The sequence below is a fragment of the Streptomyces platensis genome (assembly GCF_008704855.1).
Classification (GTDB): Bacteria; Actinomycetota; Actinomycetes; order Streptomycetales; family Streptomycetaceae; genus Streptomyces; species Streptomyces platensis.
Genome location: NZ_CP023691.1, coordinates 3,041,738 through 3,055,512, shown reverse-complemented (window position 1 = coordinate 3,055,512; position 13,775 = coordinate 3,041,738). Strand labels below are relative to the sequence as shown.

The window sequence follows — 13,775 nt, the reverse complement described above, 5'->3', positions numbered from 1 at the left end:
CCGACATCCTGTACGACGCCGCTGACAGCCGTTGCCCCGGGGGCGAAACCGATTCGAAGCCGCTACATCCGCGCCCGTACACTGTCCGGCGTGACCGAGAACTCTCAGCAGAGCAAGCACAGCGCCCCCGAACTGCCGACTCAGTACACGCCGGCCGATGTAGAGGGGCCGCTGTACGAGCGCTGGGTAGAGCGGGGTTACTTCGAGGCGGACGAGAAGAGCGACAAGCCGCCGTACACCATCGTCATCCCGCCGCCGAACGTCACCGGCTCCCTGCACCTGGGGCACGCCTTCGAGCACACCCTCATCGACGCGCTCACCCGCCGTAAGCGCATGCAGGGCTACGAGACGCTCTGGCAGCCGGGCATGGACCACGCCGGTATCGCCACCCAGAACGTCGTCGAGCGGGAGCTCGCCAAGGAGGGCGTCTCCCGGCACGACCTGGGCCGTGAGGCGTTCGTCGAGCGGGTCTGGCAGTGGAAGGGCGAGTCCGGCGGCCAGATCTCCGGCCAGATGCGGCGCCTGGGCGACGGTGTCGCCTGGTCGCGCGAGCGGTTCACGATGGACGAGGGCCTGTCCAAGGCCGTCCAGACGATCTTCAAGCGGCTCCACGACGACGAGCTGATCTACCGCGCCGAGCGCATCATCAACTGGTGCCCGCGCTGTCTGACCGCCATCTCGGACATCGAGGTGGAGTACCAGGACGACGACGGCGAGCTGGTCTCCATCCGGTACGGGGAGGGTGACGCGTCGATCGTCGTCGCCACCACCCGGGCCGAGACGATGCTGGGTGACACCGCGGTCGCCGTCCACCCGGAAGACGAGCGGTACGCCCATCTCGTCGGCACCGAGATCGAGTTGCCGCTGACCGGCCGCCGGATCCCGGTCGTCGCCGACGAGCACGTCGACCCGGAGTTCGGCACCGGCGCGGTCAAGGTCACCCCGGCCCACGACCCGAACGACTTCGAGATCGGCCGCCGGCACGGGCTGCCCAACCTCGCCGTCCTCGACGAGCGCGGTGTCATCACGGCGCACGGCCCCTTCCAGGGCCTGGACCGCTTCGAGGCCCGCTCCGCGATCGTCGGTGCGCTGCGCGCCGACGGCCGGATCGTCGCCGAGAAGCGCCCGTACACCCACTCCGTCGGGCACTGCTCGCGCTGCAAGACCACCATCGAGCCGCGGCTGTCGATGCAGTGGTGGGTCAAGGTCGGCCCGCTGGCGCAGGCCGCGGGGGACGCGGTCCGCGACGGCAAGGTCAAGATCCACCCCAAGGAGATGGAGTCCCGCTACTTCGGCTGGGTCGACAACCTCCACGACTGGTGCATCTCGCGGCAGTTGTGGTGGGGTCACCGGATTCCGGTCTGGTACGGGCCGGAGGGTGAGGTCGTCTGCGTCGGACCGGACGAGGAGCCGCCGAGCGGCGAGGGCTGGCACCAGGACACCGACGTGCTGGACACCTGGTTCTCCTCCGGGCTGTGGCCGTTCTCCACGCTCGGCTGGCCCGAGCAGACCCCGAGCGTCGAGAAGTTCTATCCGAACTCGGTCCTGGTCACGGGCTACGACATCCTCTTCTTCTGGGTCGCCCGGATGATGATGTTCGGGCTGTACGCCATGGACGGCACCCCGCCGTTCCACACCATCGCGCTGCACGGCATGGTCCGTGACCAGTTCGGCAAGAAGATGTCCAAGTCCTTCGGGAACGCGGTCAACCCGCTGGACTGGATGGACTCCTACGGCTCGGACGCCGTCCGGTTCACGCTCGCCCGGGGCGCCAACCCCGGTGTCGACGTCCCGATCGGCGAGGACTGGGTCCAGGGCTCCCGTAACTTCGCCAACAAGATCTGGAACGCCACCCGGTTCGCGCTGATGAACGGTGCGACGGTGGAGGGTGAACTCCCGCCCGCCGAGCAGCTGTCGGCGACCGACCGGTGGATTCTGTCCCGGCTGAACTCGGTCGTCGCCGAGGTCGACGCCTACTACGACGACTACCAGTTCGCGAAGCTGTCGGACACCCTCTTCCACTTCGCCTGGGACGAGGTCTTCGACTGGTACGTCGAGCTGTCCAAGACCACCTTCATGGCGGGCGGCCCGGCCGCAGAGGTCTCGCGCCGGGTGCTGGGCGAGGTCCTGGACGTCACCCTGCGGCTGCTGCACCCGATCGTCCCGTTCGTCACCGAGACCCTGTGGACGACGCTGACCGGCGGTGAGTCGGTCGTGATCGCCGAGTGGCCGAAGGCTGTGGTCATTCCTGGGGCCGAGGCCCCGGGCGGCTTCCGGGACGCGGCGGCGGAGCGCGAGATCGAGACCGTTCAGCAGGTCGTGACCGAGGTCCGCCGGTTCCGCTCCGACCAGGGGCTCCAGCCCGGCCAGAAGGTCCCGGCCCAGCTGGACCTGTCCGGTACGGCGCTGGCCGCGCACGAGGCTGCGATGCGCTCGCTGCTGCGGCTTCAGCCGGCCGGTGACGATTTCAGCGCCACCGCCTCGCTGCCGGTCGCGGGTGCCACGGTCGCCCTGGACCTGTCCGGCGCCATCGACGTCGAGGCGGAGCGCAAGCGCCTGACGAAGGACCTGGGCGCGGCCGAGAAGGAGAAGGCGCAGGCCACCGGCAAGCTCGGCAACGAGGCGTTCCTGGCCAAGGCGCCGGAGAAGGTGGTGGACAAGATCCGCGGCCGGCTGGAGGCCGCGGAGGCGGACATCGTCCGGATCACCGCGCAGCTGGCGGCCCTGCCGAAGGGGTAACGCGGCAGACCTCGCAGGCCCCTCGTCCGTACGGGCGGGGGGCCTGCGCCGTTGCCGGGGTGGTCCGCGGGGGGCCGGGGCCCCGGCGGGCAGGGGCCGGGCGGGGCCCCGGGCGGCGGTCCGGGCGTTCTCATCGCGCTCTCATCTGGCCGAGGCACGGTGGACCGGAATGCCGTAGTGGCGGCAGCACCGCACGTCCCGTACCTGAGGAGCCGCGCCCGATGAACAAACCCCTGCGACGGGCTGCGGTCTTCTGTCTGGCCTTGATCGTCGCGCTGATGGGCTGGGTGACCTGGCTCCAGGGCGCGAAGGCGAGCGACTACAAGGAGGACCCGCACAATCCGCGGGTGACGATCGGCAAGTACTCGGCGCCGCTGGGCAACATCCTCGTCGGCGGGGAGCCGGTCACCGGCTCCGCCACCACCTCCGACACGCTGAAGTACAAGCGGACCTACAAGGACGGCCCGCTGTACGCGCCGGTCACCGGCTTCACCTCGCAGATCTTCGGCAGCAACCAGCTGGAGAGCCTCTACGGCGACCTCCTGGACGGCTCCGACAGCCGCCTCCAGACCCCCGCCGACGCGCTCACCCGCGAGCGGGCCAAGGGCGGCGATGTGGCCACCACCATCGACGCCGCGGTGCAGAAGGCCGGCTACCGGGCGCTGGGTGACAAGAAGGGCGCCGCCGTCGCCATGGACCCGGCCACCGGGCGGATCCTGGGCATGGTGAGCACCCCGTCGTACGACCCGGGGACCTTCGCCGGGTCCAGCAGCGCCGACCAGAAGGCATGGCGGAAGATGTCCGGCGACACCGAGGACCCCGAGGTCAACCGGGCGCTGCGGCAGCCGCTGCCGCCCGGCTCCACCTTCAAGCTGGTGGTGGCCGCGGCCGCCTTGGAGGACGGGCTGTACACCTCGGTGGACGAGCCCACCCACAGCCCCGACCCGTACACCCTCCCCAACACCCGCACCAAGCTCACCAACGAGAACGCCGCCGCGCCCTGCAAGAACGCGGACATCCGCACCGCGCTCCAGTACTCCTGCAACACCGTCTTCGCGAAGATGGCCGTTGACCTGGGCAAGGACAAGGTGAAGGCGCAGGCCGACAAGTTCGGCTTCAACGACGGCAAGGTGGACACCCCGGTGCGGGCCGGCAAGAGCGTCTACCCCGGGAACATGGACGAGGCGCAGACCGCGCTGTCCGGGATCGGCCAGTTCGACGACCAGGCGACCCCGCTCCAGATGGCGATGGTCAGCTCGGCCATCGCGAACGGCGGCGAGCTGAAGACCCCGCAGCTGGTCGACAAGCTGACCGACGGCGGCGGCAACACCGTCCAGGAGAACGAGCCCAAGACGTACGGCGACGGCAAGGCCATGTCGGCGCGCACGGCCCAGCAGCTGCGGTCGGCGATGCAGACGGTCGTGGACAAGGGCACCGGCTCCGGCGCGAAGATCGACGGACTGACCGTCGGCGGCAAGACCGGCACCGCCCAGCACGGCGTCGACAACAGCGGGACGCCCTACGCCTGGTTCGTCTCGTACGCCGAGGACGGCAAGGGGCACCGGGTGGCGGTGGCCGTGATGGTCGAGGACGGGCATGCCGCCCGCAACGAGGTCTCCGGCAACGGGCTGGCGGGCCCGATCGCGCGGGCCATGATGAAGGCGGCGCTGCCGTCGTAGCCGGCCCGGCCCCCGTCGCCGGCCCCTGTCCCCGGCCCGTCCCCGGCCCCCGGCGCAGGGGCGCACGCCGGGGCGTGGACCGGGCCGGCCGCCCTTGGCAGCGGCGCGGTGCCGGGGAGGGCAACGCAGCGCACCGCTGTCACACGTGCCTCGTAGACTGGTCGGCGTGAGCGAGCGCCCCCAGAACGACGACCCCGACCCGAACGACGCCTTCGACGAACTGGTCGAGGCGGAGACCGACCGTGACCCCGATCTCGCGGTGATCGAGGCCGGCAGCCGGACCCTGCGCGCGCAGGCCGGCCCGCCGCAGGGGGACGGGATCCCCGCCCGGCCGGCCGACCCCGAGGTCGACCGTGCGCTGCGCGCCGTCGAGGAGGAGCTGGCCGGCCGCTGGGGCGAGACCAAGCTCGACCCGTCGGTCCAGCGCATCGCGGCGCTGCTGGACATCCTCGGCGAACCCCAGCGGGCCTACCCGTCCATCCACATCACCGGCACCAACGGCAAGACCAGCACCGCCCGCATGATCGAGTCCCTGCTGTCCGCCTTCGACCTGCGCACCGGCCGCTACACCAGCCCGCATGTCCAGTCGATCACCGAGCGGATCAGCCTGGACGGCGGCCCGATCTCCGCCGAGCAGTTCATCGAGACGTACCGGGACATCGCCCCGTACGTGGAGATGGTCGACGCCCAGCAGGAGTACCGCCTGTCGTTCTTCGAGGTGCTCACGGCCATGGCGTACGCCGCCTTCGCCGACAGCCCCGTGGACGTCGCGGTCGTCGAGGTCGGCATGGGCGGCACCTGGGACGCGACGAACGTGATCGACGGTGATGTCGCCGTGGTCACCCCGATCTCGCTGGACCACACCGACCGGCTGGGCGAGACGCCCGAGCAGATCGCCGGGGAGAAGTCCGGGATCATCAAGAAGGACGCCACGGTCGTGCTGGCCCAGCAGCCGGTGGACGCGGCGTCGGTGATGCTCAAGCGCGCGGTCGAGGTGGATGCCACGGTCGCCCGTGAGGGCATGGAGTTCGGGGTGCTCTCCCGTGAGGTGGCCGTCGGCGGGCAGATGCTGACGCTGCGCGGCCTGGGCGGTGAGTACCCGGAGATCTTCCTTCCGCTGTACGGCGCCCATCAGGCGCACAACGCCGCGGTGGCGCTCGCCGCGGTCGAGGCGTTCTTCGGCGTCGGCTCGGAGCACGCCCGCACGCTCGACATCGACACCCTCCGCTCCGCGTTCGCCGCCGTCACCTCGCCCGGCCGGATGGAGGTCGTGCGGCGCAGCCCGACGGTGGTGCTGGACGCGGCGCACAACCCGGCGGGCGCTCGGGCCGCGGCCGAGGCGGTCACCGAGGCGTTCGGGTTCAGCCGTCTGGTCGGTGTGGTCGGCGCCAGCGGGGACAAGGACGTTCGGGGCTTCCTGGAGGCCTTCGAGCCGATCTTCGCCGAGGTCGTGGTGACCCGTAATTCCAGCCATCGTGCGATGGATCCGGACGAGCTTGCGGCCGTCGCCGTCGAGGTTTTCGGCGCCGAGCGGGTCCAGGTGGAGCCGCGGCTCGACGACGCCCTGGAGGCGGCGATCACCCTCGCCGAGGAAGAGGGCGAGTTCTCCGGCGCCGGTGTGCTGGTGACCGGCTCGGTGATCACGGTCGGCGAGGCCCGGCTGCTGATGGGGAGGGGCTGAACCATGCGCACGCTGTGTGCCAGCACTCTGATAGGCGAATTCTTCGTGATCGGCTTCGCCGGTCTGGTCGCGACGCAGATGACCGGGCTGTCCGAGGTCACGATCTGGACGGTCAGCGGGATCGGGATGCTGCTGAGCCTGCTGCTGTGCGGGATGCTGACCCGTCCGGGTGGCGTCCAGCTCGGCTGGGCGCTCCAGGCCGCTCTGATCGCCGCCGGTTTCGTGGTGCCGACGATGTTCTTCCTGGGCGCGGTCTTCGCCGCCCTGTGGTGGGCGTCGGTGCACTTCGGCCGCAAGATCGATGAGGCGAAGGCCCGTTGGGCGGCGCAGTCCGAGGCGGCCGGCGAAGCGGCCGGCAGGCCCGCCTAGGGGGTGTCGTTCGGATCATGGCGGGCTCGCGGGGTCTGGCACGCACGCTCGCCGCGTTGTCGTCACTCGCCGACGCTCCGCGTCGACTCCCTCCTCCGCCTTGCGATCGCACGCACCAGACCCCGCTCCCTGATCCACCATGATCCGAACGACACCCCCTAGAGCCGGTTCCACGGGGCGTCCCGGAGGCCGGGGGCTGCGCCCCGTGGCGGCGTGTCCCCCATGTAGCCTCAGTGCACCCGCTGACCATTGTTCATATCCAGGGAGTCCCTTCGTGAGCCAGCGCACCCTCGTCCTTCTCAAGCCTGACGCCGTCCAGCGCGGTCTGATCGGCGAGATCATCGGCCGGATCGAGAAGAAGGCCGGCTGGACGATCAGCGCGCTGGAGCTGCGCAGCCTGGACCGCGAGATCCTGGAGCAGCACTACGCCGAGCACGTCGGCAAGCCGTTCTACGAGCCGCTGGTCGGGTTCATGGCCTCCGGTCCGGTCGTTTCGATGATCGTCGAGGGCGAGCGGGTGATCGAGGGCGTACGGGCGCTGGCCGGTCCGACTGACCCGATTGCCGCGCCGAGTGGGTCCATTCGTGGGGACTTCGGAACGATCACCCGGGAGAATCTGATCCATGCGTCGGATTCCGAAGAGTCCGCCGAGCGCGAGATCAAGATTTTCTTCCCCGGTATTTCCTGACACGTCATCAGCTGTACACCCCTCGTGACCTGGGGCGACCGTAGAAATCACCGGTCGCCCCTTGGTGTATACGACACGATCGGGGGAACGCATCACCGCGACACGACGTCACCATTGAGGGGGGCGGGTGCGTGTACGGCTGACAATGGCGGAACAGCCTCCCGACGTGTTCGAGTGGGCGCACTACGAACTACGATGGAGGCTTCCGCGCCTCACAGCGCATCACCTCCTGCCGACCTCCAGTAAGCATTCGCTCCAGTTGGGAAGGCCAGACGTATCCTCATGGGGAACAACATGTCGTTCATCGGCCGTGACATGGCTGTCGACCTCGGGACCGCCAACACGCTGGTGTACGTCAGGGGCCGCGGAATCGTCCTCAACGAGCCGTCGGTCGTGGCCATCAACACCAACACCGGCGGGATCCTCGCGGTGGGTGCTGAGGCGAAGAAGATGATCGGGCGCACGCCCGGCAACATCGTCGCCGTACGGCCCCTGAAAGACGGCGTGATCGCCGATTTCGAGATCACCGAGCGGATGCTCCGCTACTTCATCCTGAAGATTCACAAGCGGCGCTATCTGGCCCGTCCGCGGGTCGTCGTCTGCGTCCCCTCCGGCATCACCGGAGTGGAGCGCCGTGCGGTGATCGAGGCCTCGACCCAGGCCGGCGCGCGCCAGGTGCACATCATCGAGGAGCCGATGGCCGCCGCGATCGGGTCCGGTCTGCCGGTCCATGAGGCCACCGGCAACATGGTCGTGGACATCGGCGGCGGTACCACCGAGGTCGCGGTCATCTCGCTCGGCGGCATCGTCACCGCGCAGTCCATCCGGGTGGCCGGCGACGAGCTCGACAACGCGATCATCCAGCACATCAAGAAGGAGTACAGCCTTCTGCTGGGCGAGCGCACCGCCGAGAGCATCAAGATCACCATCGGTTCGGCGTACGACCTCGAGCAGGACGAGCACACCGAGATCCGCGGCCGGGACCTGGTCTCCGGTCTGCCGAAGACCGTGGTGATCTCGGCCGCCGAGGTACGCAAGGCCATCGAGGAGCCGGTCAACTCCATTGTCGACGCGGTCAAGACGACCCTCGACAAGTGCCCGCCGGAGCTGTCCGGTGACGTCATGGACCGCGGCATCGTGCTCACGGGTGGCGGCGCCCTGCTCCGCGGCCTCGACGAGCGGCTGCGCCGCGAGACCGGTATGCCCATCCACATCGCCGAGGACCCGCTCGACTCGGTCGCGCTGGGCTCCGGCAAGTGCGTCGAGGAGTTCGAGGCGCTCCAGCAGGTCCTCGACTCCCAGCCGCGCAGGTAGCACGGCCGGGGAACCGACCCGCGCCGCGGCCGCCGCCCGGCGGCCGCGGGGGCCGGGCCCCGGGACCAGCGGCCGGTCCGTCCGCGGACCGGCCGGCACACGGGCCCAACATCCCGACAGACACGGTGCACTGGCGCTTCACCGTCCGGCACCGTCACACAGGCACAACGCTCAACTCCCGAACGAGACCGGCGGGGCCCGCAGCCGGCCGGTCCTACGAGGAAGGACACGGCCGCCGCACGTGAGGGACACACGAGAGAGCCGGCTGCTGCTGGTGCTGCTGGTCGCGATCGCGTTCGCGCTGATCACGGTCGATATCCGCGGCGGCGAACAGTCCCCGCTCGATGGTGCCCGGCAAGCCGCCGCCTCCGCCTTCGGCCCGGTCGAAAGCGGTGTCGCCCGCGTCGTCGACCCGGTCGGCAACGCGGTCGGTGCCGTACGGGACTCCGGCCGGCGGCACAACCGGATCAGCACGCTGGAGCACGAGAACGAGGCGCTGAAGGCCAAACTCGGCTCCTCCGACCGGAACCGCAGCCGCGCCGCCGAGCTCGACAAGATCCTCAAGACCGCGGGCACCGGCCAGTACGCCATCAAGGGCGCCCAGGTCATCGCCATCGGCTCGGCCCAGGGCTTCTCCTGGACCGTCACCATCGACGCCGGCACCCGTGACGGCATCCGCCGCGACATGACCGTGCTCAACGGCGACGGTCTGGTCGGCCGGATCACCACCGTCGGCGCCGACACCTCCACCGTCCTGCTGGCCGCCGACCCCGACTTCACCGTCGGCACCCGTATGGAGAAGACCAACGAGATCGGCTTCGCCAACGGGCAGGGGGTCCGCTCGATGCGCGTTCAGCTCCTCAACGGCCGGGCCAACATCAAGAAGGGCGACCGGCTGGTCACCTTCGGCTCCAGCAAGGACAAGCCGTTCGTGCCCGGTGTGCCGGTCGGCAGGGTCGTCCGGGTCGAGCCGTTCAACGGGGATCTGACCCGCAACCTCCAGGTCCGGCCGTTCGTCGCCTTCTCCCAGCTCGACATCGTCGGCGTCGTGGTCCAGCCGCCCCGCGAGGACCCGCGCGACACCGTCCTGCCACCCCGGCCCGCCAAGCCCAAGCCGACGCCGACGGTCACCGTCACGGCCACCCCCTCCGCGAGCGTCCCTCCCAGGAGCTGACCGATGCGCATCAACCGGATTCTGCTCTCGGCCCCGCTGGTGGTCGTCGCCCTCGTCATCCAGGTCACCATCCTCGCCAGACTCCAACTGCCCGGCGCCGTACCCGATCTGCTGCTGCTCGTGGTGGTCGGACTGGCGCTGGTCTACGGCCATGTCGGCGGCGCGCTCGTCGGCTTCTTCGCCGGGCTGCTGGCCGACCTCGCCCCGCCGTCCGACCACGCCATCGGCCGCTATGCGCTGGTGCTGTGCGTCATCGGCTACGCGGCGGGCCTGACCAAACCGGAGTCCGGCCGGCACCGTTCGGCCACGCTGCCGCTGATCGTCGTCATCGGCGCCGCGATCGTCTCGACGCTGATGTACGCGGGGGTCGGCGCCCTGGTCGGCGACACCGCCGCCCGGCACGTCGGCATCGTCGGGCTGCTGCTCAGCGCCACCCTCTACGACCTGCTGCTGGCCCCCTTCGTGGTGCCCCTGGTGATGGCGCTGGCGCGCAGAACCGAGGGCGAGCCACTGACCGGTGACGGTTCCGGCAGCCCGAGCGGCTCCGGCACCTCCGGATACGGCTGGCTCACCACCGGCACCGGCCTCAAGGCCAGCCGCGGCGCCATGAAGTCCGTGCGCTCCGGCGCCCGGATCGGCAGCCAGCGCGGCGGTCTGCTCGGCAAGTCGGCCCGCGACAAGGTGGGCCGCATCAAGGGGGTCAAGCGGCTGTGACGCTCCCTCGCCCTTCGACCACGACCCCTCATGGAGGCGCGGCGCGCCATGAGTAATCTCCCGGAATCCCGGACCTCCCGGGTCAGCGTCCGGCTCATCGCGATCCAGATCCTGGTCTTCTCGCTGTTGCTCACCCTCGGCGGCCGGCTCTGGTATCTACAGATCCGCAATGGCACGGAGTACGCCACCGAGGCCAGGAACAACCACGTCCAGCAGGTCATCGAGCCCGCCACCCGCGGCTCCATCCTCGACGCGCGCGGGGTGCCGCTGGCCGACAACCAGACCCGTCTGGTGGTGTCGGCCAGCCGTACCGAGCTGCTGAAGATGAAGGACGACGGCAAGGCCGTGCTCGGCCGGCTGGCCAAGGTGCTCGGCATGTCCGGGAAGGAGATCCGCAACAAGGTCCGGCTGTGCGACTCCAAGACGCCGCAGCCGTGCTGGAACGGCTCGCCGTACCAGCCGATCCCGATCACCGACGAGGCCACCACCCAGCAGGCCCTCCAGATCCGCGAGCGCTCCGAGGACTTCCCCGGCATCAGCGCCGAGCCGACCGCCGTCCGCCGCTACGCCGCCCCGGGTGACGCCAACACCGCCCAGGTCCTCGGCTATCTCTCACCGGTCACCGACGGGGAGATCAAGAAGGCCGAGCACAGCCGTTCACCGCTGCTGCGCTCGGACCAGATCGGCCGGTCCGGTCTGGAGCGGACGTACGACGACGCGCTGCGCGGCAAGGCCGCCGTCACCCGCTACGAGGTCGACAACCTCGGCCGGGTCATCGGCCAGGCGAAGAGCGAGAAGGGCAAGGCCGGCGCCAGCGTCGTCACCAGCATCGACGCCCGGGTGCAGGGCCTGGCGGAGAAGCAGCTGGACCAGGCCATGAAGGACGCCCGTAAGGAGCACGACAGGAACACGGGCACCAACTACAAGGCCGACTCGGGCGCCGTCGTCGTCATGGAGGCGAAGACCGGCCGGGTGGTGGCGATGGCCTCCAACCCCACCTACGACCCGAACGCCTGGGTCGGCGGGATCTCGGGCAAGGACTACGCCCACCTCACCGGCAAGGACTCCAACTACCCGCTGCTGAACCGCGCCATCCAGGGGCAGGCCGCCCCCGGCTCGATCTTCAAGGTCATCTCGACCGCGGCCGCGGTCAACGCGGGTTATGACTTCAACGGCCACTACCCCTGCACCAGCTCGTACAGCATCGGCGGCCAGACCTTCAAGAACTTCGAGTCGCAGAGCCATGGCGCGATCAGCCTCGGCCGGGCGCTGGAGGTCTCCTGCGACACCGTCTTCTACCGCCTCTCGCACGACGAGTGGCGCAAGGACGGCGGGGACAAGCCGAAGAAGGACGCCAAGAACTGGTTCTACAAGACGGCCCACCAGTTCGGCCTCGGCAAGGAGACCGGCATCGACCTCCCGAACGAGGTCACCGGCCGGGTCCCCGACCGCAAGTGGAAGAACGCCTTCTGGAAGGCCAACAAGGCGGGCTGGTGCGAACAGGCCAAGGCCTGGCCGAAGAAGAAGGACTTCGGCACCAAGCTCGCCCGGGAAGGCTGCCTGGAGGGCATGAAGCTGCACGCCTACGACTCGATCAACTACGCCATCGGGCAGGGCGACACCCTCGTCACCCCGATCCAGATGGCGACGATCTACGGCGCGATCAGCAACGGCGGCACGCTCTACAACCCGACCGTCGGCAAGGCCGTCATCAGCCCCGACGGCAAGCACATCCAGCGGGTCAAGCCCCAGTCGCACGGCCGGCTGCCGGTGACGCAGAAGACCCTCCACCAGATGGACGGCGCCCTCGCCGGTGTCGCCACCCGCGGTACCGCCGCCTGGCGGTTCGGCGGCTGGCCGCAGGACAAGATCCCGATGCACGCCAAGACCGGTACGGCCGAGGTCTACGGCAAGCAGACGACCTCGTGGTTCGCGACGTACACCAAGGACTACACGATCGTCATGACCATCGCGCAGGGTGGTACCGGCTCCGGCGCCTCCGGCCCTGCCGTGCGCAACATCTACAACGCGCTGTACGGAGTCGACGAGAAGGGCGGCATCGACCCCAAGGCCGCGCTGCTCCCGAGGCCCGAGGCCAAGCTGCCCAAGATCGAAAGTGATGGCGCCATCCAGTCCCAGCCCATCAAGCCGTATGCCCCGCCGTCGCCGTCGCCGTCCGCATCGGAGAGCCCACGATGACGACCAGCCACACCTCCCGGGCGTTCTCGATCCGGCGCTACACCCCTGAGCTCGGCACCTGGGGCAAGCTGACGGCGCGCGATTCGGTGCTGCGCAAACTGGACTGGATACTGCTGCTGTCCTGCCTGGTGCTGTCGCTGGTGGGCTCGCTGCTGGTCTTCTCCGCCACCCGTAACCGCACCGAGCTCAACCACGGCGACGAGTACTACTACTTCCTGCACCATCTGCTGAACCTCGGTATCGGCCTGGCGCTCGCCGGCGGCACGATCTGGCTCGGCCACCGCACGCTGCGCGGCGCCGTCCCGGTCCTCTACGCCCTCTCGGTCGTGCTGGCGCTGCTGGTGCTGACCCCGCTGGGCGCCACCATCAACGGCTCGCGGTCCTGGCTGGCGATCCCCGGCGGCTTCTCCCTCCAGCCCGCCGAGTTCGCGAAGATCACCATCACGCTGGGCATGGCGATGCTGCTGGCGTCCCGGGTCGACGCGGGGGACCGGCCGCACCCCGACCACCGCACCGTCGTCCAGGCCCTCGCGCTGGCCGCCGTCCCCGTGGCCGTCATCATGCTGATGCCCGACCTCGGCTCGGTGATGGTGCTCGGCGCCGTGATCCTCGGTGTGCTGCTCTCCTCCGGCGCCTCCAACCGCTGGATCCTCGGGCTGGTCGGCACCGGCGTCGTCGGCTGTGTCGCGGTCTGGCAGCTCGGACTGCTCGACGACTACCAGATCGCCCGCTTCGCCGCCTTCGCCAACCCGAGCCTCGACCCGGCCGGTGTCGGCTACAACACCAACCAGGCCCGGATCGCGATCGGCGGCGGCGGGCTGACCGGATCCGGTCTCTTCCACGGCAGCCAGACCACCGGTCAGTTCGTCCCCGAACAGCAGACGGACTTCATCTTCACCGTCGCCGGTGAGGAACTCGGCTTCCTGGGCGCGGGCCTGATCATCGTCCTGCTCGGGGTGGTCCTGTGGCGCGCCTGCCGGATCGCCCGGGAGTCCACCGAGCTCTACGGCACGGTCGTGGCCGCCGGGATCATCGCGTGGTTCGCCTTCCAGGCCTTCGAGAACATCGGCATGACCCTCGGGATCATGCCCGTCACCGGTCTGCCGCTGCCGTTCGTCTCCTACGGCGGCACCTCGATGTTCGCGGTCTGGATCGCGATCGGGCTGCTCCAGTCGATCCGGGTGCAGCGCCCGCTCTCGGCCTCCCGCTGACCGCGCG

At 69.8% G+C, this 13,775-nt stretch carries 10 protein-coding genes; all 10 read left to right on the top strand.

Annotated elements, in window-relative coordinates:
• Positions 1–90 precede the first annotated feature (90 nt).
• The 10 genes from CP981_RS13420 to rodA all read left to right on the top strand — a co-directional run bounded on the left by CP981_RS13420 (position 91) and on the right by rodA (position 13,768).
• Positions 91–2,739 (top strand): valine--tRNA ligase, encoded by a 2,649-nt coding sequence (locus CP981_RS13420; RefSeq protein WP_085925620.1) that lies wholly within the window; start codon positions 91–93, stop codon positions 2,737–2,739.
• 221 nt (positions 2,740–2,960) lie between these two features.
• The gene (locus CP981_RS13415) at positions 2,961–4,418 is read left to right on the top strand and encodes a peptidoglycan D,D-transpeptidase FtsI family protein (protein WP_085925621.1); all 1,458 of its coding nucleotides are present in this window, start codon (positions 2,961–2,963) and stop codon (positions 4,416–4,418) included.
• A gap of 166 nt (positions 4,419–4,584) precedes the next feature.
• Positions 4,585–6,099, top strand: coding sequence for a bifunctional tetrahydrofolate synthase/dihydrofolate synthase (gene folC / locus CP981_RS13410; RefSeq protein WP_085925622.1), 1,515 nt, complete (start codon positions 4,585–4,587; stop codon positions 6,097–6,099).
• Between the two features lie 3 nt (positions 6,100–6,102).
• Positions 6,103–6,468, top strand: coding sequence for a DUF4233 domain-containing protein (locus CP981_RS13405; protein ID WP_085925623.1), 366 nt, complete (start codon positions 6,103–6,105; stop codon positions 6,466–6,468).
• A 274-nt stretch (positions 6,469–6,742) separates the two neighbouring features.
• Positions 6,743–7,156, top strand: a complete 414-nt coding sequence (gene ndk / locus CP981_RS13400) for a nucleoside-diphosphate kinase (protein ID WP_085925624.1) — start codon at positions 6,743–6,745, stop codon at positions 7,154–7,156.
• Positions 7,157–7,450: 294 nt separating this feature from the next.
• The gene (locus CP981_RS13395; protein WP_003985182.1) at positions 7,451–8,470 is read left to right on the top strand and encodes a rod shape-determining protein; all 1,020 of its coding nucleotides are present in this window, start codon (positions 7,451–7,453) and stop codon (positions 8,468–8,470) included.
• 241 nt (positions 8,471–8,711) lie between these two features.
• Entirely contained in the window at positions 8,712–9,644 is a 933-nt protein-coding gene (gene mreC / locus CP981_RS13390) for a rod shape-determining protein MreC (protein ID WP_085925625.1), read from the top strand.
• A gap of 3 nt (positions 9,645–9,647) precedes the next feature.
• Positions 9,648–10,358 carry a rod shape-determining protein MreD gene (gene mreD, locus CP981_RS13385; RefSeq protein WP_085925626.1) on the top strand — a complete coding sequence of 237 codons (711 nt, stop codon included), beginning with the start codon at positions 9,648–9,650 and terminating at the stop codon, positions 10,356–10,358.
• Positions 10,359–10,406: 48 nt separating this feature from the next.
• Positions 10,407–12,557: a penicillin-binding protein 2 gene (mrdA, locus tag CP981_RS13380; RefSeq protein WP_085925664.1), complete on the top strand. Its 2,151-nt coding sequence runs from the start codon at positions 10,407–10,409 to the stop codon at positions 12,555–12,557.
• Positions 12,554–13,768 (top strand): rod shape-determining protein RodA, encoded by a 1,215-nt coding sequence (rodA, locus tag CP981_RS13375; protein WP_085925627.1) that lies wholly within the window; start codon positions 12,554–12,556, stop codon positions 13,766–13,768. The genes mrdA and rodA overlap by 4 nt, the downstream gene beginning before the upstream one ends.
• The last annotated feature ends 7 nt before the right edge of the window (positions 13,769–13,775 follow it).